25 protein-coding genes are annotated in these 19,748 nt (G+C 63.2%); 11 read left to right on the top strand and 14 right to left on the bottom strand.

Going from position 1 to position 19,748, the window contains the following annotated elements:
- Positions 1–28 precede the first annotated feature (28 nt).
- The 4 genes from V1293_RS35305 to fliL are packed head-to-tail and all read right to left on the bottom strand — an operon-like array spanning position 29 to position 2,954.
- Positions 29–811: a MotE family protein gene (locus V1293_RS35305; RefSeq protein WP_334516350.1), complete on the bottom strand. Its 783-nt coding sequence runs from the start codon at positions 809–811 to the stop codon at positions 29–31.
- Positions 808–1,245, bottom strand: coding sequence for a DUF6468 domain-containing protein (locus V1293_RS35300; protein ID WP_334516348.1), 438 nt, complete (start codon positions 1,243–1,245; stop codon positions 808–810). Before V1293_RS35300 ends, V1293_RS35305 begins: the two co-directional genes overlap by 4 nt.
- On the bottom strand, positions 1,242–2,444 hold the full coding sequence (gene fliM / locus V1293_RS35295; RefSeq protein WP_334516346.1) for a flagellar motor switch protein FliM: 1,203 nt from the start codon (positions 2,442–2,444) through the stop codon (positions 1,242–1,244). Before fliM ends, V1293_RS35300 begins: the two co-directional genes overlap by 4 nt.
- An 18-nt stretch (positions 2,445–2,462) precedes the next feature.
- A complete protein-coding gene (fliL, locus tag V1293_RS35290) occupies positions 2,463–2,954 on the bottom strand; it encodes a flagellar basal body-associated protein FliL (RefSeq protein WP_334516344.1) in 492 nt (163 codons plus the stop codon).
- Positions 2,955–3,339: 385 nt separating this feature from the next.
- Between fliL and flgF the strand changes: the two genes are divergently transcribed.
- From flgF to flgH, 4 genes are read left to right on the top strand one after another with little or no spacing between them, the layout of a single operon-like run.
- Positions 3,340–4,104, top strand: coding sequence for a flagellar basal-body rod protein FlgF (gene flgF / locus V1293_RS35285; RefSeq protein WP_334516342.1), 765 nt, complete (start codon positions 3,340–3,342; stop codon positions 4,102–4,104).
- A 17-nt stretch (positions 4,105–4,121) separates the two neighbouring features.
- On the top strand, positions 4,122–4,910 hold the full coding sequence (flgG, locus tag V1293_RS35280) for a flagellar basal-body rod protein FlgG (RefSeq protein ID WP_171580568.1): 789 nt from the start codon (positions 4,122–4,124) through the stop codon (positions 4,908–4,910).
- A gap of 10 nt (positions 4,911–4,920) precedes the next feature.
- Complete coding sequence (flgA, locus tag V1293_RS35275; RefSeq protein WP_334516338.1) at positions 4,921–6,003, top strand: flagellar basal body P-ring formation chaperone FlgA; 1,083 nt, start codon at positions 4,921–4,923, stop codon at positions 6,001–6,003.
- A 5-nt stretch (positions 6,004–6,008) separates the two neighbouring features.
- Positions 6,009–6,761: a flagellar basal body L-ring protein FlgH gene (gene flgH, locus V1293_RS35270; protein WP_442894323.1), complete on the top strand. Its 753-nt coding sequence runs from the start codon at positions 6,009–6,011 to the stop codon at positions 6,759–6,761.
- 310 nt (positions 6,762–7,071) lie between these two features.
- Here flgH and V1293_RS35265 read toward each other — a convergent pair whose 3' ends face one another.
- From V1293_RS35265 to V1293_RS35250, 4 genes are all read right to left on the bottom strand, one after another.
- A complete protein-coding gene (locus tag V1293_RS35265; protein WP_334516337.1) occupies positions 7,072–8,595 on the bottom strand; it encodes a tripartite tricarboxylate transporter permease in 1,524 nt (507 codons plus the stop codon).
- Entirely contained in the window at positions 8,596–9,075 is a 480-nt protein-coding gene (locus V1293_RS35260; protein ID WP_334516335.1) for a tripartite tricarboxylate transporter TctB family protein, read from the bottom strand. It abuts the gene before it with no gap.
- A complete protein-coding gene (locus tag V1293_RS35255) occupies positions 9,072–10,034 on the bottom strand; it encodes a Bug family tripartite tricarboxylate transporter substrate binding protein (protein WP_334516333.1) in 963 nt (320 codons plus the stop codon). Before V1293_RS35255 ends, V1293_RS35260 begins: the two co-directional genes overlap by 4 nt.
- 288 nt (positions 10,035–10,322) lie before the next feature.
- Positions 10,323–10,580, bottom strand: coding sequence for a DUF3551 domain-containing protein (locus V1293_RS35250; protein WP_334516331.1), 258 nt, complete (start codon positions 10,578–10,580; stop codon positions 10,323–10,325).
- A gap of 293 nt (positions 10,581–10,873) precedes the next feature.
- Between V1293_RS35250 and V1293_RS35245 the strand changes: the two genes are divergently transcribed.
- Both V1293_RS35245 and V1293_RS35240 read left to right on the top strand, forming a co-directional pair.
- On the top strand, positions 10,874–11,233 hold the full coding sequence (locus tag V1293_RS35245; RefSeq protein WP_334516330.1) for a PRC-barrel domain-containing protein: 360 nt from the start codon (positions 10,874–10,876) through the stop codon (positions 11,231–11,233).
- Between the two features lie 842 nt (positions 11,234–12,075).
- Complete coding sequence (locus V1293_RS35240) at positions 12,076–12,501, top strand: ClpXP protease specificity-enhancing factor SspB (protein WP_334517051.1); 426 nt, start codon at positions 12,076–12,078, stop codon at positions 12,499–12,501.
- A 4-nt stretch (positions 12,502–12,505) separates the two neighbouring features.
- Here the strand turns inward: V1293_RS35240 and V1293_RS35235 are convergent, their stop codons facing one another.
- The 4 genes from V1293_RS35235 to V1293_RS35220 form a co-directional block, all read right to left on the bottom strand.
- Positions 12,506–13,318: a hypothetical protein gene (locus V1293_RS35235; protein ID WP_334516328.1), complete on the bottom strand. Its 813-nt coding sequence runs from the start codon at positions 13,316–13,318 to the stop codon at positions 12,506–12,508.
- Between the two features lie 148 nt (positions 13,319–13,466).
- Complete coding sequence (locus V1293_RS35230; RefSeq protein ID WP_334516326.1) at positions 13,467–14,252, bottom strand: 2-keto-4-pentenoate hydratase; 786 nt, start codon at positions 14,250–14,252, stop codon at positions 13,467–13,469.
- A 72-nt stretch (positions 14,253–14,324) separates the two neighbouring features.
- A complete protein-coding gene (dksA, locus tag V1293_RS35225) occupies positions 14,325–14,690 on the bottom strand; it encodes an RNA polymerase-binding protein DksA (protein WP_092509290.1) in 366 nt (121 codons plus the stop codon).
- 199 nt (positions 14,691–14,889) lie between these two features.
- On the bottom strand, positions 14,890–15,501 hold the full coding sequence (locus V1293_RS35220; protein ID WP_334516324.1) for an NAD(P)-dependent oxidoreductase: 612 nt from the start codon (positions 15,499–15,501) through the stop codon (positions 14,890–14,892).
- A gap of 114 nt (positions 15,502–15,615) precedes the next feature.
- Here V1293_RS35220 and V1293_RS35215 point away from each other — a divergent pair, with 114 nt between their 5' ends.
- Positions 15,616–16,005, top strand: coding sequence for a winged helix-turn-helix transcriptional regulator (locus V1293_RS35215; RefSeq protein ID WP_334516322.1), 390 nt, complete (start codon positions 15,616–15,618; stop codon positions 16,003–16,005).
- A gap of 124 nt (positions 16,006–16,129) precedes the next feature.
- Here V1293_RS35215 and V1293_RS35210 read toward each other — a convergent pair whose 3' ends face one another.
- Positions 16,130–16,543, bottom strand: a complete 414-nt coding sequence (locus V1293_RS35210; RefSeq protein WP_334516320.1) for a flagellar assembly protein FliX — start codon at positions 16,541–16,543, stop codon at positions 16,130–16,132.
- A 265-nt stretch (positions 16,544–16,808) separates the two neighbouring features.
- On the opposite strand from V1293_RS35210, the gene V1293_RS35205 reads away from it, so the two are divergent.
- From V1293_RS35205 to V1293_RS35190, 4 genes are all read left to right on the top strand, one after another.
- Complete coding sequence (locus V1293_RS35205; RefSeq protein ID WP_334516319.1) at positions 16,809–17,933, top strand: flagellar basal body P-ring protein FlgI; 1,125 nt, start codon at positions 16,809–16,811, stop codon at positions 17,931–17,933.
- The gene (gene flgJ, locus V1293_RS35200) at positions 17,933–18,289 is read left to right on the top strand and encodes a flagellar assembly peptidoglycan hydrolase FlgJ (RefSeq protein ID WP_334516317.1); all 357 of its coding nucleotides are present in this window, start codon (positions 17,933–17,935) and stop codon (positions 18,287–18,289) included. Before V1293_RS35205 ends, flgJ begins: the two co-directional genes overlap by 1 nt.
- A 19-nt stretch (positions 18,290–18,308) precedes the next feature.
- Positions 18,309–18,812, top strand: a complete 504-nt coding sequence (locus tag V1293_RS35195) for a hypothetical protein (RefSeq protein WP_334516315.1) — start codon at positions 18,309–18,311, stop codon at positions 18,810–18,812.
- 158 nt (positions 18,813–18,970) lie between these two features.
- Complete coding sequence (locus V1293_RS35190; protein ID WP_334516313.1) at positions 18,971–19,351, top strand: hypothetical protein; 381 nt, start codon at positions 18,971–18,973, stop codon at positions 19,349–19,351.
- A gap of 13 nt (positions 19,352–19,364) precedes the next feature.
- Here the strand turns inward: V1293_RS35190 and V1293_RS35185 are convergent, their stop codons facing one another.
- A complete protein-coding gene (locus tag V1293_RS35185; protein WP_334516311.1) occupies positions 19,365–19,730 on the bottom strand; it encodes a hypothetical protein in 366 nt (121 codons plus the stop codon).
- Positions 19,731–19,748: the final 18 nt, after the last annotated feature.

The raw sequence follows: 19,748 nt of genomic DNA, 5'->3' as shown, positions 1-19,748 counted from the left end.
TTTACCGCGGGGTGCCCGGCACCCGGCGTCAGTTGGGCTTTTGCTGCAGGATCTTGCCTTCGATCTTCGGCAGTTCGGCCGTGGACGTGGATTTATCGGTGCCGGCGCGGCGGGCCAGTTCGACCGTCAGCCGCTCGGCCGCTTCCGGCTGCATCAGGCCCAGAATGTCCGACATCTTGCGCGGCGCGATCTGGGAGGCGATTTCGTAGAGCACCGACATTTCCAGCCGGTCGAACACCTTGGCGGCGTCCTTTGGCTTCATGCCCTCATACATCGTGATGATGCCCTTGAAGCGGGCGGCGTCCTGCTCCGCCTTTTGCCCCGTCGCGGTCGAGATCTTGGCTTCGGTGGCCTTCATTTCCTCGACGCGGCCCTCGATGCGCTTCTCGGCGGATTTCAAAAGGCTTTCGCGAATTTCGATTTCGCGCGCGCGCTGCTCCAGTTCCTGGCGCCGCGCCTGCAGCCGTTCCAGGATGGCGCGCTCCGACGGCGACACCGATTGCGGGTTCTGGTCGGGAAACACCACGACGCCGTCGGGCTTCGGCGCGTCGGTGGCGGGAGCGGCCGGCTTCGGCGCCTCCTCCTTTTTCTCTTCCTTCTTGACCGAACCGGTGATGTCGGCGGGATCGGCTTTGGCGCCGCTCGGATAACCCAGATTATCCTGCGCCCACGAACGCTTGGCCGGCTCACTGACCTGATAGTCGAACACGTATCCGCCATCGATCACGAGGCCCGCGACCTTTAGCACTGCAAGGCCGAAGATCGCGACCAGCACGACCGGAATGACGCGGATGTCGCGAAACGACTTCATGCGGCGAGGCCACTGGCCCTTCGGCGTTCAGAGAATGCCTCAGCCGCCGCGGCAACCGCCCTGGCGGTAGAGACCTTGGGTGCAGCGGGTTCGGCCTCCTGCGAGGGCCGCGCCGCGATCGCGATTTTGGACAGCCTGCGAATGACGCCGTCGCCTTCGGCGAGCATGTTCTTCAGATGCCCCGCCATCTGCGTCGCCGCGGTAAGCTGGCTGCCGAGATTCTCATTGACGTCCCGCACGGTGTGCTTGAGGCCGCCGATCGCCCGCTCGGCGATTTCGGTCGCGGTGATCAGTTCGGCGATCGTGGCTTTCAGCGAATGCTCGTCCGCCTTCAGCCGCTGCAGCCGCTTGTTGAGCAGCATGCAGTAGCCGATCGTGAGCATCAGCAGCACCGCCACCAGACTCTCGATTACAACGCCAAGGGAATGACTCATTGTGCCTCCATCAACTTGGTTTGCTCGTCGGCCTTCTCGAACATCGCGAAGGTGGTATTGGGCTTACGCAACTGCTTGGTGACGCGAATGGCGACGCGGTCACCGACCCGGCCCATACGTCCTTCGGTCAAAAGAACATTACCGCAGCGGACCTGCACCAGCGCTTCAGGGCGCATTTCCAGCGGCAGGGTGTCGCCGACCTTCAGCATCATCAGCTGCTTCAGCGGAATGTCGGCTTCATAGAGCACCGCATCGACCGATATCTCGGCCTGCGCCACTTCGGTCGCGAAATGTCCTTCCCAGATCGGATCGCGGCCGAACTTTTCGCCCATGAACATCTGGAGCAGAACCGGGCGGATCGGCTCGATGGTCGCATAAGGCAGCAGCAATTCGATATTGCCGCCGCGGTCTTCCATGTCGATGCGCAGCCGCACCAGGATCGCGGCATTGGCGGGCCTGGAGATCGCGGCGAAGCGCGGATTGGTTTCCAGCCGGTCGATCGAGAACGTCACCGGCGACAGCGGCCGGAACGCCTGCTCGGCGTCTGATAGCACCACCTCGACCAGCCGCTTGACCAGATTGGTTTCGATCGTGGTGTAGGGCCGGCCCTCGATGCGCAGCGAGGTCTGGCCGCGCCGGCCGCCGAGCAGCACGTCGATGATCGAATAGATCAGGCTGGAATCGACCGTCGCAAGGCCGAAATTTTCCCACTCCTCGGCCTTGAACACGCTGAGCACGGCCGGCAAGGGAATTGAATTCATGTAGTCGCCGAAGCGAACCGAGGTGATGCGGTCGAGCGAGACTTCGACGTTGTCCGAGGTGAAGTTGCGCAGGCTCGTGGTCATCAGCCGCACCAGACGGTCGAACACGATTTCGAGCATCGGCAGACGCTCGTAGGACACCATCGCCGAATCGATGATGGCGCGAATGCCGGAATTGTCGTCGAGATTGACGTCGCCGACGCTGAAACCGAGCAGATTGTCGATTTCCTCCTGCGACAGAACCCGTTCGCCGGAATTCTTGTTGCCGAACTCGCGGCCGCCGTCCTCGACCATGGCCGCCCACTGCAGCGCCATGCTCTCGGAGAGTTCATTGGCGGCAGCTTCTTCCGCGGCCGCCGCGGGATCCTCGGAATCGAGCGAAGCCTCCCACTGGGCGGCAATCGCGTCCTGGTCCATCTGGTCTTGGTTGCCGGCCATGATGCTAGATCCGTTCCATCACTGCACGACGATTTCCTTGAACAACACGGCGCTCACCTGCTGCGGCGCGACCGCGTTGTTGACCCGCTTGGTCAGTTCTTCCTTGAGGCGAAACAGCCCGGCCGAACCGTTGATGTCGGAGGGACGCAGTTCGCGCAGGTAGGTCTGGAACAGGTCGGTGACGCGCGGCAGGTTCGGCTTGATCGCCTCGACCTGCTTCTCGTCCTTGATCTCGAGCACCACCTTGACGCGGAGATATTGCACCCGCTCGCCGGGGGCCCCGACCAGGTTGACCATCATATCGGGCACTTCGACAAAGGACGGCGGCTTCGGCGGCGGCGCTTCGGCGTGCTTTTCCTCGCCATGGCCGCGCATCAGGAAGAACCAGCCGGCGCCGGCGCCGAGGATCGCGACGAAACCCGCCGCCGCAACAATCAGCTTGAGCTTGCTCTTTTTCGACGATGCGGCTTCTGCGCCGTCTGCGCCTTCCGCCTGGTCGTTGTCAGCCATTGCCCCGCCCGTTTCGATTCCGAAAACGAACGCAGTTGCCACCAGCCTGGGTAACGAAGCCCCCACAACGCGAAACAAAAGCCGCCAGCGCACACGCGCTCCATACGTGCAACGCTAGGGTAATAATGGTTAACGGAACCTTTCCATTAGCGCCCAAGTAGGAAAAATCTGCCGGGCAAACATGGTCAACAAGACCTTTCTGCCGCCCGCCCCGCGCCCTGGAAAACGCTTAACCCATTAAAAAATCGGTATTTCCCGACTTGGCACGGCTTTCGCTGAGTAACTGGCGTGACCTGCCGGCTTGGGAGAGCCCAAAGGTTTACGACGGATCCGGACCACGGGCTTGGGAGAGCCTGCTTCGGATCGATCAAGGGGAGAACCACCGATGGAGAATATGCTTCTCGTCGGACTTTCGCGGCAGATGACGCTGGAACGGCAGTTGGATGTCGTCGCCAACAACGTCGCCAACATCAACACGACCGGCTTCAAGGCCGACCGGTCGCTGTTCGAGGAATATCTGCGCTCGCCGGCGCATGAAGACAATTTCGTGCGCGCCGACCGCCGCGTCTCTTTCGTGCACGACCGCGCCACCTTCCACGATTTCGCAGCCGGTCCCTCCGAGCAGACCAAAAACCCGCTCGACGTCGCGATCGACGGCAACGCCTTCCTGGTTGTGCAGACCGCCGCCGGCGAGCGCTACACCCGCGACGGCGGCCTGCAGATCAACAATCAGGGCCAGCTCGTGACCGCGAGCGGCGATGCGGTGCTGGGCACCTCCGGCCCGATCGTGTTCCAGCCGACCGACAAGGCGATCAACATCGCAGCCGACGGCAATGTCACGGTCCTCGAGGGCACCGGCCGCACCGACTCGGTCCGCGGCAAGCTGCGGCTGGTCAATTTTGCCGACGCGCAGAAGCTCGTGAAGGAAGGCGGCAACCTCTACTCTGCGGGCCAGGGCGTCGCCGCCCAGCCCGACACCACCTCACGGGTCCGCCAGGGCTTTATCGAGAAGTCGAACGTCAATTCCGTTCACGAAATGAGCCGCATGATCGAGATCACGCGCACCTACACGCAGATCTCGGCGATGCTGCAGCAGCAGCACGACCTGCACCGAACCGCAGTCGAGAAACTCGCCGACGTTCCGGCATAACCGTAAGGCATTGATCGATGCGCGCCCTTTACACAGCAGCGACCGGCATGGCGGCACAGGAACTCAACGTTCAGGTGATCTCCAACAACATCGCCAACATGCGCACCACCGGCTACAAGAAGCAGCGCGCGGCGTTTCAGGATCTGATCTACGACCATGTGCGCCGCGTCGGCGCGCAGGCTTCCGACCAGGGCACCATCCTGCCGGTCGGCGTCGATATCGGCGGCGGCGTCAAGACCGTCGGCACGCCGCGGCTGATGAGCCAGGGCACGCTGTCGCCCACCGGCAACGACCTCGACGTCGCGATCCGCGGCGAAGGCTTCTTCAAGATCCAGGTGCCCGACGGTACCTATGCCTATACCCGCGACGGCTCGTTCATGATGGACGCGCAGGGTCGCGTCGTCACCGCGCAGGGCAACCCGGTGCAGCCGACGATCACGATCCCGCAAAACTCCTCGCAGATCACCATCAACGCGCAGGGCCAGCTCACGGTGATGCTGCCGGGCTCGACCACGCCAACCCTGGTCGGCCAGATCGGCCTGACCCGCTTCATCAACAAGGCCGGCCTCAACCCGATCGGCGACAATCTGTTCACGGACACCCCGGCCTCCGGCACGCCGCAGGACGGCGTCGCCAACACCGACGGTTTTGGCGACATGCAGCAGGGCAATCTCGAACAGGCCAATGTCGAGGTGGTGACCGAAATCTCCGACCTGATCGCCGCCCAGCGCGCCTATGAGATGAACGCCAAGGTCGTCAGCGCGGCCGACCAGATGCTGCAATCCACCTCCAACATGTTCCGCTAAAGGACTGGTCATGATCGCCCGCGCCCTCCTCCTGGCCACAGCCCTGATCGCCGCATCGAGCGCGGCCGCGGTCGCGCAGACCCGGGATACCTTCGCGAACCGCAACGTGATCGCCGCGCCGGTGCTGCGCGCCACCGTGCAGGTGTCGGGCGATCTGGTGCGGATCGGCGATGTCATCGACAATGCCGGCAGCGCCGGGCAGATCGCGATCTACCGCGCGCCGGATCTGGGCACCACGGGCTCGCTGCCGGTCGCGCAGGTGCTCAACACGCTGCGCGCCCATCAAGTGATCGGCGTCGACACCCGCGACCTGAAGGAAATTTCGGTGACGCGCCTCGCCCGCACCCTTGAAGGCAAGGACATCGAGCTGCAGGTGGCGCGCGCGCTGGAGCGCCGCAACGGTCTCGGCGACGCCGCCAATCTGTCGCTGACCTTCGACCGCGACCCCGGCGACGTCAGGCTGGACGCCGGCTTCACCGGCGGCCTGCAGCCGACCATCGCGCGCTATGACAACCGCAACGGCCGCTTCGACGTTACCTTTGAAATCGCCAACGAGAACGGCGCCGCAGCCAAGCTGCGCTTTACCGGCACGGCGATCGAGACCGTCGAGGCCGCAGTGCTGGCGCGCACCATCGAGCGCAATGAGATCGTGAAATCATCCGACGTGATGGTCGAGCGCCGCCCGAAAACGGAAGTCGGCACTGACGCCGCCGCGCGCGACCGCGCGGTGGGCATGCAGGCCCGCCGCCAGCTCCGCGCGGGCCAGGCGATCCGCACCGCCGATCTCGTCAAGCCAGACCTGGTACAGCGCGACCAGAACGTCACGTTGATCTACGATGCGCCCGGCATCTACCTCACCATGCGCGGCAAGGCGCTGGACAACGGCACCGAGGGCGACGTCGTCAACGTCATGAACCTGCAGTCGAAGCGCACGCTGTCCGGCACCGTGGTCGGCCGCGGCCAGGTTTCGATCACGCCACTACCGTCCCGCCCGGCGCAGACCAGCGATACCACCTCCTCGCTCGGCACAACACGACCCGCGCCCGTTGCAGTCGCCGCCGTCAGTCCGCCAGTCGCTCCAAAAGCCGAGTAATGTAAATGTCAGTCCCCCGTCTCAACCGCATCATCCTTACCGGCGCCATGATGTCGCTGGCCGTCGCCGCGAGCGGTTGTTCCTCGATCGACCGTCTCTCCCAGATCGGCGAAAAGCCGAAGCTGACGGAGATCGAAAACCCGACCACGCAGCCCGGCTACAAGCCGGTGCAGATGCCGATGCCGAAGCCGGAGCAGGCCTCCTACAATGCCAACTCGCTGTGGCGGAACGGCTCGCGCGCCTTCTTCAAGGACCAGCGCGCCGCGCGGATCGGCGACCTCCTGACTGTGACCGTCAACATCACCGACAAGGCCAACCTGTCCAACGAGACCCAACGCAGCCGCTCCGCCAAGGAAGACTCGGGGATCACCGATTTCATTGGGTCAAGCACGATCACGCAGGCAAACAAGATCCTGCCCGGCAAGATCCTGACCACGGACTCGACGTCGTCGAGCGACGGCAAGGGCTCGGTCAACCGCCAGGAAGCGTTGCAGACCAACGTCGCCGCCGTGGTGACGCAGGTGCTGCCGAACGGCAACCTCGTGGTCGAAGGCAAGCAGGAGATCCGCGTCAACTTCGAAATCCGCGAGCTGATCGTCGCCGGCATCGTCCGCCCCGAAGACATCCAGAGCGACAACACCATCGATTCCTCGAAGATCGCGCAGGCCCGCATTGCCTATGGCGGTCGCGGCCAGATCACCGACGTGCAGCAACCCCGCTACGGCCAGCAGGTGATGGACGTGCTGCTGCCGTTCTAGACTGCATTCCGAGCTCCCACATCTCGTTGCGAACCTAGGCGCGGCGGAGATGTTCAACACGGCCTCCGTCAGCTCCCCTGGCGGAGGCCGTGGTCGTTTGGCTGAATGTCAGGAATGGCGACATCGCCGTCGCAATCTCCAATCGTTCCCAGTCCGGCAACCGCAACTCGCGGGTCGGGTCGTAAGCCTTTCTCCAAGTTTGCCATCGGTCGCTTCGCGATCCTCCGCGACCGCACAGCAGCAGTCTCCTGAACACTGTGGTGACAGCTGTCATGCCCCTTTCTTGAAAAAAGGGCACCATCACCTCGGTTCAAAAATCCGGCTCTTCCTCGGCCACCCGGTTCTGGTGACGCCAATGCTGCCATATGGCCAGCACGACCGAGGCCGCCGCCGCCAGCAGCAGCAAGCCGGAAATCGGCCGCGTCAGGAAAAGCCAGGGATTGGCGTCGGTCATGATCGCGCGCACAAGGTTGATCTCGATCTGGTCGCCGAGAATCAAGCCGAGGATCAGGGGCGCCAGCGGAAAGCCGAGCTTGACCAGCACGTAGCCGACGACGCCGAACAGCAGCAGCACGTAGACGCTCTGCATCGTGTTGTTGAGCGCATAGGCGCCGAGGATGCAAAGCACCAGCACGACAGGCGCCAGCACCGCCATCCGCACCGAGGTCACGCGCAGCATCAGCGGCATCAGCGCGACGCAGATCAGCAGCATGCAGGGGTGCGCCAGGATGTAGGCCGCATAGATGCCATAGGCGATGTCGGGATTTTGCGAGATGAATAGCGGTCCAGACTGAATGCCGTGGATCGTCATCGCGCCGAGCATCACGGCGGTGACAGCGTCACCGGGAATGCCGAATGCCATGATGGTCATCAGCGAGCCGCTGACGTTAGCGTTGTTCGAGGCTTCCGAGGCAATGATGCCCTCGGGGTGGCCCTTGCCGAAACGCTCCGGCGTCCTGGAGAATTTCTTGGCCTGGTCATAGGCCATGACGCTGGATGCGCTGCCGCCGATCGCCGGCAGGATGCCGATGATCAGCCCGACGAAGGTCGCCCAGCCGAGCAGGAACGGCTGCCGGGCGATCTCCCAATTGACTTTGAGGTGAGAGAAACGTTCGAGCCTGACGTCAGCCGCGGATTGCACCGCCTCGCCTTGCGGGCGACCCAGCTTCTCCAGGTCGGTCATGATCTGCGCGAAGGCGAAAATGCCGATCAATACCGGCAGGAACGCGAAGCCGCCGCCGATGAACTCCGAGCCGAAGGTGAAACGCGGCACGCTGCCGATCGGATCGTGGCCGATCACCGTGATCAGCAGCCCGATGGCGGTCGAGATCAGGCCCTTGACGAGCGAGGATTCGGTGAGCCCCGCAACCATCGCCATGGCGAGCACGAACAGAGAGAAGAATTCCCACGGCCCGAATTCCAGCGCGATCGCCGCGAGCGGCCCGGTGAGGAACACAAGGAAAAAAGCGCCGAGCAGGCCGCCCCAGACCGAAGCCCAGACGCCGAGCCAGATGGCGCGGCCCGGCTCGCCGTTGCGCGCCATCGGAAAGCCGTCGAACGTGGTCGCGATCGAAGCCGGCGTGCCCGGGATGCCGAGCAGGCAGCAGGAGATGAGGCCGCCGGTCGATCCGCCGACATAGACGCCGGTCATTGCCGCAAGGCCGGCCAGCGGGTCGAGCCCGTAGGTGAACGGCAGCACCACAATGACCGTCATGGTGATGGTGACGCCCGGCAGGGCCCCGCCGATCACGCCGATGAAGGTGCCAGCAAACAGCGGCACCAGGTATTTCCACTGGGCGACGTTGACGAGGCCGTTCCAGAGCAGATCGAGCATCTAAAAACCCGTCCATGCGCCGCGCGGCAGCAGCACCAGCAGGTAGCGTTCGAAAATGAAATAGCTCACCACGGCGGTGCCGAGCGCGATCATGGCGAGCACAACCCATTGCCGTGCCGTTTGCGGCCGGCCCAATGCGGCCTGCAGTGCGCCGACGAACAGGACGGTGGCGACACGAAATCCCAAAAGCGGCAGCAGCACCACATAGCCGCCGACGATCGCGAATGCGATGACGACCAGGCGATAGTTTCGTCGCGGCGCGTCGCCCACGCCGGCTTCAGCCATCGGGCGGGGCTTCAGGAGGTCTTGCAGGACCAGCAGCGCGCTCGCAGCCGCCATGAACGACAGCACGATGGCCGGGTAAAAGCCCGGCCCGACCGGAACGATGGCAAGGGACGGAAGCTGGAAGGATTTGACCAGGAGGACCAGGCTGATCGCGAGCAGGATCAGCCCGGCAATTCCGTCGCGGCCGATACTCATTTCTTGATCAGGCCGAGATCGGTCATGACGACCTTGTTCTCGTCGTCGATCTTGGCGAGGAACTTCGCATAGTCACTGGCATTGAGGAACGCCACGCGGGTGCCCTGCAGCTTCATCGCCTGGGCGAAGCTCGGCTCCTTGGTCGCCTTGGTGCAGGCGTCCTCGAGCTTGGCGCGCACCGGCGCGGGCGTTCCCTTGGGAACGAAGATGCCGCGCGCCACTTCATACACGATGTTCATGCCGAGCTCCTTGAGCGTCGGCACGTCGGGCACTTCCGGATCGCGCTTCTCGCTGGCGATCGCGATGTAGCGCAGCAAGCCGGCTTCGACCTTGCCCTTCTGCGTCAGGTTGGAGTCGGTGAGGTTGATGTGGCCGCCGAGCAGCGCGTTCATTCGCGGGGCCAGGCCGTCGTAGGACACGAGCTTGAATTTCAAGCCGGCCGCTTTCTCGATCAGTGCCGGAAAGATATGGCTGGTCGAGCCGAGCGTGGCGCCGACCGTGATCTCGCCCGGCCGCTTCCTGGCGTCGTCGGCGAGCTCCTGCCAGTTCTTCCAGGGCGTCTTGGCGCTTGCGGTCAGCACCGAGGGCGTCGCCGAGACCAGACAGATCGGCTCGAAGTCGCTGTATTTGACGTCGCTGATGCCCGCATAGAACGTCAGATGGATATAGTCGTGTACTGCGTAGACCGTATAGCCGTCGGGCGCCGCCGCCTTGGCCTCGCGTGCGCCGGTAGTGCCGGATGCGCCGCCGACATTGGCGACTACCACCGGCTGGCCGATATGCTTCTGGAATTCGACGGCGAACGGCCGGAAGATGTTGTCGGTATCGCCGCCCGCGGCCCATGGCACGATCATCTTGATGGGGCGATCGGGATATTGCGCCATCGCCGGCGCCGATAAAGCAGCCAGCACCCCGGTCAGCGCGGCAGCGCCGGCCATCGTCACCAACGTCCTTGCCATCCGTCATCTCCCGGTGTCGTCTCGTGGGCCATTCAGGCTCTCTGTCGGGACAATAACAGCCGAGCCCCGCAGGGGGAAGCCCTGCGGCGGCTCGCATGCCCGCTACGGCCAGCGGGTGATGGACGTGCTGTGCCGTTCTGCGTCTTATCCCGAGCTCCCACACTCCATCGCGAACCTCGGCGCGATGAAGTGTCAACGCGGCCTCCGTCAGCTTCCCTGGCGGAGGCCGCGATCGTTTTTGAACGGTGCATCGCGAAACGTCGTGAATGCTATTCGCGCCGTCCGATTTCAGTTCGAACGACGACGGGCACGGCTCTTGTCGATGTGCTGGGCGTTGGCGCTGAAGTTGCGATTGTCGGCGCAATAAGCCGTCCGGCCCGAAGCCGCGGCCTGACACTGCGCGCTCGTCGAGAAGATACACTCGCCTGACCCGCCGGCGAAGTCGTCACCCTGAATGCAATAAGGGTAATCCTTCGCCGAAGCCGCGTTTATGCCGGTCAGGAAGACAATTGCCGATGTCACGAAGGCAAGAAATACAATACGCATTTTTCCCTCCCACGTTTCCTTCGACATTCGTTGCGCCCAATCGCGGAAGCGCCGCGTGAGCTGCTTCACATCGTTTACGTCACTGTTAGGTGATCGAGCGCGCTTCAGGGCGCGCCGCGGGCAACGGCCGCGACGACCGCGATCAGCAATCTTGCGCTCGTCCAAAACGTAACACAGGAACTCCGCTACTTGCGCGACTTCACCGTTTGCAGTGGGCAGCGTCGCTCTCCTGTCAGGAGCGGCTCCTCGCGCGTTTTCGCTTTCCGTCCTTCAAATCTCAACTGGAGGAAATCATGGCTTTGGACGCAAACGAAACCGATAACCTGGTTGGCAGCGACAAGGTCGGGGGAACTGCGGTCTATGGCGCCGATCAAAACAAGATCGGCTCGATCGAGCGCGTCATGATCGACAAGAAGAGCGGCAAGGTATCTTACGCCATGCTGTCCCTCGGAGGTTTTCTCGGCATCGGCGACGACCACTACCCGCTGCCATGGCAATCGCTGAAATACGACACCTCGCTCGGCGGCTACGTCACCGGCGTGACGGAAGCTCAGCTCAAGGGCGCACCGCATTACCGCAATGACAATACCTGGAACTGGAGCGACCCGACCAGGACCCGCGCCGTCAACGACTATTACGGCGTCGCGATCTGATCGTGGTCACGCCTCGACCTCCGGAGGGCCCGCCTCGATGGCGGGCCTTCTGCGAACGCAGGTGCGTTTGCCCGCCAGCCGAGAACTATTCCTGCTGCTTTGCGTTGGGGACCTAAAGAGGTAGAGCAATGGGAAAATTCTTCTTGATCATTATCGCTATAAGCGTCGCCATTTTGCTGGTGATGAGCGCGTATGTCATCAGCCTGTGACGGCAATGCGCCGCGCGATGAAATGGCGCTGCAGCGTCTTCTTGCCGGGTTCGTCAAAAAGGGCAGGCTCCAGCGCTTCTCGGGGGGACGATTTGCGCCAAAGGCTGGGTGTGCAGGTTTGTCGCAGGGGCAGCATTCCCCGAGTGCGCAACGGCGCGCAAACAAGCGGCGCTCGAACGCCTCCGCCAGGACTTCGATCGGCAACCATGCCCACCGATAAGATTGGTTAACGAAGCTGCGGGCGGCGGGATCGGCTGGTCCTGGCATCCATTATTCGCGCCACGCGAGGCGAACCTTCTTCGAGCCCGACCAGGTTTTCGATTAACCATTAATGTCCCGGCGACGTTGCCAGGACGAACTCGTCGTCGGCGAGAACACGAGTTAAGTCGTCAAAAAACCCTGCACAGGAAGCGTCGGGTGATCGCGAATACCTGCGGTGACAAGCGTGTGCCTGCTACCAATGGGCGCGGGCTGCGGGTGGCCGGCGGCCCGGCATTCCCTGCGCCCTCTTTCTTTTTTGAGGGAACCGGTTAGCATGAACCTGGGTGAAGGCGCGCTGCGGCAACGCAAACACACAGCCAGTTGTCGTTCGTCCTCGCAGGCAGGCGATCGAGTATTCCAGAGACAGCAGTGATGGACACGACAGGTCGCGGCGTACTGGATACCCCGCAAGTGCGGGGTGTGGCCATCTCTTATGCAGCAATACTTCTCATCCTCGCGATCCTCATCCCGGCCTCGCCCGCGTTCGCCGAGTCGTGCAGCAAGCCGACAGCACGCTCCAAGATTGCCGAGACGCTCAAGCTCGCCTCGGAGCAGCGGCCGGTCAATATCACGTTCCGCACCCACGCCGACGGCGTGAAGCTGTCGATCGGCCTCAAGTCGAAATACCCCGACGATATGACCATCATCCTGCAGAATGACTTCGAGCAGTTGAACATAAAGGACGACCGCTTCGAGGTCTTGCTGCGACTCATGGGGAATCGGGAACGACTCTCGGTGCCCTTCGCAGCGATCAAGGCATTCTGGGATAAATCCGATCTGAAGTGCTCCGACGGTTGATGCGTCACTCCGGCGTCGCGCGCCGGATCAGGGCGCAGAGTCCCGTCATGCGCGCGATCGGATGTTCGACGAACAGGCGGCAGGAAGCGAGCGCGCCCTTCAGCGTATCCGGCGGCGTGGCAGGTTTCAGTTGTGACGCGAGAACAGCGCCATGAGCATACCCAAGCGCGCGAGTCGAAAGCGTCAGCGCGTTTAGCCGCCCTTCTCGCTGCAGCGGCGCCAGCATGGTTCGCACCAGCGCCAGGTAGGCCGGCCAGTAAGCGAGATGCCGGTACATGCTCGCGATCAGCTGCGGCTCGGTGTCTTCGCCGAAGGAATTCAATTCGCCGACCAGCGCCGCCACTTCGGGATCGAGCGCATCCATCGGCGGCAATTCCGGGATCTTGGCGCCCGGCGGTTTTGGCGCGGTATCGGCAGCCATCACGGTATCGGCCGGGCGCGGCTCGTAACGCGCCAGCAGCGCCGAGAGCGCGACGAGCGCCAGCGCGTTGGTGTATTGATAGCTGTCGAGCACATCACGAATGAGCGCGCGTTCGGCCGCGTCCACGCCCGCAGCAGCTAAGGTGTCGGTGGAGAAGCCGGGCCAGTCCGGCAACGCGATCGCTTGCCTGACGGCTTCGGCATGCAATGGGCCATCGCCGAGATAGAGCGGACGGACGGTGGACCACGTCCATTCCAGCGCGCCCGGCATGGTCGCGAGGTTGCGCCAGATCAGGTTGACCACGCTGGTGCCGAGAACTTTTCGAATGTCGGCATAGATGTCGGCGATTTCACCTCGTGCTTCGGATTCAAGAACCGACGGAACGCTTTCTGCCATCACGCAATCACCGATCGTAGGGTAGGCAAAGGCGCGGCTTTGCGCCGTGCCCACCATCTTTCAAAATCATTGTGCTGAATGGTGGGCGCGCTTCCGCCTTCGCTCGTTGAGCTACGGCGGACAAGTCGCTTTGCCCATCCTACGGAGCCTACCCGAACTTCGCTTCCACCGTCCCCAATCCGTCGAGCTCCATCTTCACGCTGTCGCCCGCATCGAGCCAGACGGTTTTCACGAGACTGCCTGTGAGCACGATCTGTCCGGCATGCAGCCCCTTGCCCTCTTCGGCGAGATGATTGGCGAGCCAGGCCAGCGCGTTGTGGGGATGGCCGAGCACGTCGGCGCCGGTGCCGCGCCCGGCCTCCTTGCCGTTGACGATGGCGCGGCCCTTGACCGTGAGCAGGTCCGGCGCCCTGGTGCGCGCCACCGCCTTGCCGAGCACGCAGCCGGCGGCGAAGAAATCATCGGCAACAAGCGTCGGCGCGCCCATCGTCTCCCATTTGACGTAGCGGTCGTCGACGATCTCGATCGCGGGGTGGTAGGCCTCGATCGCCTCCATCACCCATTCCGCAGTGAACGGCGCTTCGGTCGGCACGACATTGCGCGCGAGCCGCACCGCGATCTCGCATTCGACGCCGACGCGAACGTAATCGCCGAATCGTAGCTTGGCGCCGCTGTCGTGAACGCCCTTGGCGAATACACCGCCGCCGCAGGGATGGGGGATGTCGAGATATTGCTGCATCACCGCGCTGGTGCAGCCGATCTTGTAACCGACCAGGCTGCCTGTCTGCGGCAGCAGCAGATCGTGGACCGCGCGCTGTATCTGATAACCTGCCGCCTCGTCGCCTGGCACAAGATCAGGCGGAAGCGCGGCCAGCGGCGTGCGATTGCGGCGCGCGGTGGCGATGATCTGTGCGGCCGCGAGAATTTTGTCCATCGGCGGCGGCTTTCTTGTTTGCAACGCGTAGCGTTGACCGCACAGGACGGTCAGTCGCCACCCCTCAATGCCCTACTCGTCCCGGTAAACCTTCTCGCGCTTCTCGTGGCGTTCCTGCGCTTCCACCGACAGCGTCGCGATCGGACGGGCTTCCAGCCGCTTCAGCGAAATCGGCTCGCCGGTCTCCTCGCAATAGCCGTAGGTGTTGTCCTCGATACGTTGCAGCGCGGCGTCGATCTTGGAGATCAATTTGCGCTGGCGGTCGCGGGCGCGCAGTTCGATGGCGCGATCGGTTTCGGAAGAGGCGCGATCAGCCAGATCGGGATGATTGACGTTCTCTTCCTGGAGGGTCTGCAGGGTAATCTTTGATTCCCTCAGGATCTCGTCCTTCCACGCCAGCAGCTTAGCGCGAAAATAATCGCGCTGGCGGTCGTTCATGAAAGGCTCTTTTTCGGAGGGTCGATAATTCTTCAACTTTTCCAAGGCCAGCCCATCTTCACGTACAAGGCGGGGCGGAAAATTGTCCGTCCGCGCCGGCCTTATATAGCGGCGGGTTGTCACAGACAATATCGTCCGTCCCCGTGGAAGTACCGCCCCAAGGCCTTGCACAGGCAAAACTATCGGGGCGGCCTGTCCTTTAGTAGCCGACCGTGAAGCGCTGGCGTATATGGGCCGGGCGTTCGATCTCGTCGGCGAGTGCAACTGCGAAGTCCTCGAAGGAAATCGAGCTTTTGCCGTCGGCAGCGGTCAAAAGCTGGTCGGTCCCGAGGCGGAACTTGCCGGTTCGCTCGCCGGCCACAAACAGGGCCGAGGGCGACAGGAAGGTCCAGTTGAGTTCCCTTTCGGCTTTGAGCAGGTCGAGGAAGGCGGCGCCCTTCTCGGCTTCTGCCTTGTATGCCACGGGAAAGCCCGGGGTGGTCACCAGGCGGACCCCCGGGGCCACTTCGAGGCTGCCGGCGCCGCCGACGACGAGGTAGCGGCCGACCTTCGATTCCCTGGCGGCCCCGATCAGCTTGACCGGATCGCTGTCAAGAAAATGAACCGAGCTGATCGCGGCGTCGTGGCCGGCCAGCAGCCGGGCAAGGCCGGCCTGGTCCGTCACGTCGCCCCTGGTCGGTGTCACGTTGGCTTGGGCAGCAACCTTCTCGGGATGGCGGGCGATGGCGGTCACGCTGTGGCCGCGGCGGGCGAGTTCGGCGGTGATGCGCGAACCGGCGTTGCCGGACGCGCCGATGACGGCGATTTTCATGGAAGTCTCCCTTTCGATACGCGAATATGGTATCCAATGGTGACTAGATAGCGAAAAGGATGTAAGTGTGAAGAGAGCACTTTTGGGTCACCTGATTACGCCGGAGTAACCGCCGTGAAAGCCGCCAATTCGAAAACCCCGAACGCCTATTCGGCCGATTGCCCGACGCGCCAGATTCTCGATCGCGTCGGCGACAAATGGGCGGTGTTAATCCTGCTTCTCGTGCGCGACGAGCCGATGCGTTTCAATGCGTTACGGCGCACCATTGAAGGCATCTCGCAGAAGATGCTCAGCCAGGTTCTCAAATCGCTCGAACGCGACGGACTGATCCGGCGGTGCGCGATCGCGACTGTGCCGGTCACGGTGGAGTATTCGATCACGCCGCTCGGCGCGACGCTCGCCGGCGCCGTCGATCCGTTGCGGGAATGGGCGGAGGCGAACCTCAAGGAGGTGTTGAACGCGCAGCGCCGTTACGACGCGGCGCGGAAGGATATCGCGGCGTGAGTCAACCACCGCTGTCATGCCCCGCTTCAAGCGGGGCATCCAGTACGCCGCGGCCTCTCGGCCGAACGCGAGCGCCTCTGGAAAACTGGGGCGCCCGGTCAAGCCGGGCAACGACACCCCGAATCTAGAACTGTCCGGCCTTTGCCAACTCGACTTCAACCCGCAGCTCGATCTCGGACAATACCGCGTCGAGGCCTGGATCGCCGGAGGAGGACTTCAGATTGGCAGCGGCATCGCGCAGCCGGTTCACGGTGGAAGCATCGAGATTGCCGGAGAGCAGTCCGATCTTGAGTTCGTCGAGCACGTCGAGCGCGCCCCTGCCCCGTGCCACCGAACGCTTGCGGCGCTCGGTCGGATCCTCGACGCCCTGCAGCGCCAGCAGCGCATCGATGTTGCCGGCGGCCCTGGGCGCTGCGGCCGAGCGCGGCTCCTCGGGAGCCGACGGTGCTTCCGGCAGCGAGAAGCCGGTCGAACTGGTTCGCCGCGTGTTACTCGCTGGCGATCCAAGCGTGGTGCCGTTCGGTCCGTAGATGCGCATCGTGGTGATCTCGGCGTGAGAATAGAGGGACCTTCGCCTCCTTATGGTTAATGATGCGTAAATAGCCCGGCAAAATCTGCCGACGTACGGCAGTTTCGCCCATCGTGGTGAAGCCGCCGCCGCACCATGCCCCGGCGAACATCCAGAAATATCAAGGCATTGCATCAGAAGCGCGACGTGGCATGACCCTCGCATAGTTAATGCCGGACCGCCGTCATGGGAGTGGCGCAAGCGGTCCGGTGGAAGACCTCGAGGGGAGCACAGGATGCCCGGCATCCGTTCGGCAGGACTGATTTGGATGGCCTGCGCCGCGCTGCTGGCGCTGGCGTTAGCGTCGTCGCCCGCGGGCGCGACGTCGCGGATCAAGGATCTCGCCAACATCGAAGGCGTGCGGCAGAACCAGTTGATCGGCTACGGCCTCGTGGTCGGCCTCAACGGCACCGGCGACACGCTGAACAACATCCCCTTCACCAAGCAATCGCTGCAGGCGATGCTGGAACGCATGGGCGTCAACATCCGCGGCGCCACCATCCGCACCGGCAACGTCGCCGCCGTCATGGTCACCGGCAATTTGCCGGCCTTCGGTACCCAGGGCACGCGGATGGACGTCACGGTATCCGCGCTCGGCGACGCCAAGAACCTGCAGGGCGGCACCCTGCTCGTCACTCCCCTGCTCGGCGCCGACGGCAACGTCTATGCGGTCGCCCAGGGCTCGCTGGCGATCTCCGGCTTCCAGGCCGAAGGCGAGGCCGCCAAGATCACCCGCGGCGTGCCGACCGTCGGCCGCATCGCCAACGGCGCCATCATCGAGCGCGAGATCGAATTCGCGCTCAATCGCCTGCCCAATGTCCGGCTGGCGCTGCGCAACGCCGATTTCACGACCGCCAAGCGGATCGCGGCGGCCGTCAACGATTTCCTCGGTGTCAAGACGGCCGAGCCGATCGATCCCTCCACGGTGCAGCTCGCGATCCCCGCCGAATTCAAGGGCAACGTGGTGGCCTTCCTGACCGAGATCGAGCAATTGCAGGTCGACCCGGATCTTGCCGCCAAGATCGTGATCGATGAGCGCTCGGGCATCATCGTGATGGGCCGCGACGTTCGCGTGGCGACCGTGGCGGTGGCGCAGGGCAATCTCACCGTGACGATTTCGGAAAGCCCGCAAGTGAGCCAGCCCAATCCGCTGTCGCGCGGCCGCACCGTGGTGACGCCGCGCACGGGGGTCAGCGTTTCCGAAGACGGCAAGAAATTCGCGGTCGTGAAGGACGGCGTCTCGCTGCAGCAGCTCGTCGACGGCCTCAACGGTCTCGGCATCGGCCCGCGCGACCTGATCGGCATACTGCAGGCGATCAAGGCCGCCGGTGCGATCCAGGCCGACATCGAGGTGATGTGATGGACACGAGCCTTATCAACGGCATTGGCGCATACTCGAAGAAGAAGATTTCGCTGATCAACGGCCGCAACGATCCGCAGCTTGCCGATGCGATGAAAAAGATTTCACCCGAGGCGCAGAAAAAGACCCGCGCCAAGGCCCAGGAGTTCGAGGCGATGTTCCTCAACTCGATGTTTTCGCAGATGACCACCGGCGTCAAAGGCGATGGGCCGTTCGGCGACACGACCGGCACCGGCGTCTGGCGCTCGATGCTGACGGACGAATATTCGAAATCCTTCGCCAAGTCCGGCGGCATCGGCATTTCCAACGACGTCTTCCGCACCTTGATCCTGCAGCAAGCCAACCGCGCCGGCTGATCCAAAAGGAAAACCCGACATGAATCAGCGTCCTCAGGGCAGCCCCGTCCCCTCACCAACATCCGCACCAGCAAGAGCGATCTCCACGCCGGCGGAAGCACGCAAGCTCGCGGAAGATCTGATGGACGTGATGAGCGCCCTGCTCGGCATCATCGAACGTGAAACCGAACTGGTTCGCGCCGGCAATGTGCGCGAGGCGATGCGGCTGGAAAACCAGAAGGGCGAGCTGTCGCGCCGCTACATGGTCGCAGTCGAGAACCTGAAGAATGCCCAAAAATACCTGGCGCAGGTGTCGCCGGAATTGCTGACTACGCTGCGCCGCCATCACGACACCTTCCGCGCGATGCTGCAGATCAACCTCACCGTCCTTGCGACGGCGCACGCGGTGTCCGAAGGCATCGTCCGCGGCGTCAACGCCGAGATCCAGCGCAAGAACATTCCGAACACCTACACGGCTTCGGGACAACGCGCCGTGCCGGGACCGCGCAACATCACCCCGCTCTCGGTCAGCCGCTCGTTGTAAGCAACCGCGGTCTTCGGATCTCTACAATTTTCACTAAATTTGCACGCCCGCATCAGCGCGGAATTGAGCGTATTCCCTAACACCGCGTTGAGAGGTGTAGAGCTATATTGTTTCCACGAGGGGTTGGGATTTGACTCGCAGCAAGCCTGGAGGCTGCCATGAGTACAGATTTCAACATTAAACCGGTGGGGGCACCGGTTGCCGCGCCGATCGTTCAGCACGTGAGCGAGGCGGCACAACATGCGGTCGCGACCGAACTGCCGGCGAGCCAGAGCGTCGCGGCGGTGGACTCGAGCGCGCGCGCCAGCACCGATTCCGCGGCGGTCCGCGTCTCCATTTCGAATGCCTCGACGTCAAACCAGGTGGTGATCGACCGCGACGCCCGCGCCGTCGTCTATCAGGTCATCGATACCAGGACGAGCCAGGTGGTGAAGCAGTTTCCCGAGGAAGCCGTGCTGCGCCGGCGGGCTTATTTCCACACGCTCGATTTGACCAAGGACGCCCCCACGCGGCTTCGCGCCACCGATCGCAAGGCTTAATAAGCGGGCAGAATTAGCTGGAGCGTGTTGCGTAGGCCTGGTCGAGATAGGTCTGGCCGCTCGACGGATCGGTGACGACGTTCTTGATCTCCGCTTTCCCAAGGGCGGATAGCGTGAACTTGGTGTCGCCGATCCGGAACGAAAGGTCCTTGATCAGAACTTCCTGGAATTTGTTGGTGCCGCCGCTCTGGTACTGCACCTTGGCGCGAAAGCCTGTGACGTTCGAGATCGTGAACTTGAACGTCTTGTTGTCGGGATATTTCCCGGTCCAGGTGCCTTCATAGAGCTTGGGATCGACCGCGACGTACGGGGTCTTGGACGGAACGGTCAATCCCACCGTCTTGTAGTTGGCCGATATGATGCTCCAGAGGTCAGCCATCTCGGCACACTCGGTCGA

Origin of the sequence: Bradyrhizobium sp. AZCC 1693 (assembly GCF_036924745.1) — a bacterium.
Classification (GTDB): domain Bacteria; phylum Pseudomonadota; class Alphaproteobacteria; order Rhizobiales; family Xanthobacteraceae; genus Bradyrhizobium.
Note: the sequence above shows the minus strand (reverse complement) of the source record. Positions and strands in the feature narration are given on the sequence as shown.

What these genes read in the sequence shown, in the direction of transcription:
- V1293_RS35230 (WP_334516326.1), bottom strand. Translation starts at nt 14,252, where the DNA reads ATGGACAAAATTCTCGCGGCCGCACAGATCATCGCCACCGCGCGCCGC.
- V1293_RS35300 (WP_334516348.1), bottom strand. Translation starts at nt 1,245, where the DNA reads ATGAGTCATTCCCTTGGCGTTGTAATCGAGAGTCTGGTGGCGGTGCTG.
- V1293_RS35220 (WP_334516324.1), bottom strand. Translation starts at nt 15,501, where the DNA reads ATGAAAATCGCCGTCATCGGCGCGTCCGGCAACGCCGGTTCGCGCATC.
- fliM (WP_334516346.1), bottom strand. Translation starts at nt 2,444, where the DNA reads ATGGCCGGCAACCAAGACCAGATGGACCAGGACGCGATTGCCGCCCAG.
- V1293_RS35265 (WP_334516337.1), bottom strand. Translation starts at nt 8,595, where the DNA reads ATGCTCGATCTGCTCTGGAACGGCCTCGTCAACGTCGCCCAGTGGAAA.
- V1293_RS35305 (WP_334516350.1), bottom strand. Translation starts at nt 811, where the DNA reads ATGAAGTCGTTTCGCGACATCCGCGTCATTCCGGTCGTGCTGGTCGCG.
- fliL (WP_334516344.1), bottom strand. Translation starts at nt 2,954, where the DNA reads ATGGCTGACAACGACCAGGCGGAAGGCGCAGACGGCGCAGAAGCCGCA.
- flgJ (WP_334516317.1), top strand. Translation starts at nt 17,933, where the DNA reads ATGGACACGAGCCTTATCAACGGCATTGGCGCATACTCGAAGAAGAAG.
- flgH (WP_442894323.1), top strand. Translation starts at nt 6,009, where the DNA reads ATGTCAGTCCCCCGTCTCAACCGCATCATCCTTACCGGCGCCATGATG.
- V1293_RS35185 (WP_334516311.1), bottom strand. Translation starts at nt 19,730, where the DNA reads ATGGCTGACCTCTGGAGCATCATATCGGCCAACTACAAGACGGTGGGA.
- V1293_RS35190 (WP_334516313.1), top strand. Translation starts at nt 18,971, where the DNA reads ATGAGTACAGATTTCAACATTAAACCGGTGGGGGCACCGGTTGCCGCG.
- V1293_RS35205 (WP_334516319.1), top strand. Translation starts at nt 16,809, where the DNA reads ATGCCCGGCATCCGTTCGGCAGGACTGATTTGGATGGCCTGCGCCGCG.
- V1293_RS35255 (WP_334516333.1), bottom strand. Translation starts at nt 10,034, where the DNA reads ATGGCAAGGACGTTGGTGACGATGGCCGGCGCTGCCGCGCTGACCGGG.
- V1293_RS35210 (WP_334516320.1), bottom strand. Translation starts at nt 16,543, where the DNA reads ATGCGCATCTACGGACCGAACGGCACCACGCTTGGATCGCCAGCGAGT.
- dksA (WP_092509290.1), bottom strand. Translation starts at nt 14,690, where the DNA reads ATGAACGACCGCCAGCGCGATTATTTTCGCGCTAAGCTGCTGGCGTGG.
- V1293_RS35245 (WP_334516330.1), top strand. Translation starts at nt 10,874, where the DNA reads ATGGCTTTGGACGCAAACGAAACCGATAACCTGGTTGGCAGCGACAAG.
- V1293_RS35240 (WP_334517051.1), top strand. Translation starts at nt 12,076, where the DNA reads ATGGACACGACAGGTCGCGGCGTACTGGATACCCCGCAAGTGCGGGGT.
- V1293_RS35260 (WP_334516335.1), bottom strand. Translation starts at nt 9,075, where the DNA reads ATGAGTATCGGCCGCGACGGAATTGCCGGGCTGATCCTGCTCGCGATC.
- V1293_RS35195 (WP_334516315.1), top strand. Translation starts at nt 18,309, where the DNA reads ATGAATCAGCGTCCTCAGGGCAGCCCCGTCCCCTCACCAACATCCGCA.
- flgA (WP_334516338.1), top strand. Translation starts at nt 4,921, where the DNA reads ATGATCGCCCGCGCCCTCCTCCTGGCCACAGCCCTGATCGCCGCATCG.
- flgG (WP_171580568.1), top strand. Translation starts at nt 4,122, where the DNA reads ATGCGCGCCCTTTACACAGCAGCGACCGGCATGGCGGCACAGGAACTC.
- flgF (WP_334516342.1), top strand. Translation starts at nt 3,340, where the DNA reads ATGGAGAATATGCTTCTCGTCGGACTTTCGCGGCAGATGACGCTGGAA.
- V1293_RS35250 (WP_334516331.1), bottom strand. Translation starts at nt 10,580, where the DNA reads ATGCGTATTGTATTTCTTGCCTTCGTGACATCGGCAATTGTCTTCCTG.
- V1293_RS35235 (WP_334516328.1), bottom strand. Translation starts at nt 13,318, where the DNA reads ATGGCAGAAAGCGTTCCGTCGGTTCTTGAATCCGAAGCACGAGGTGAA.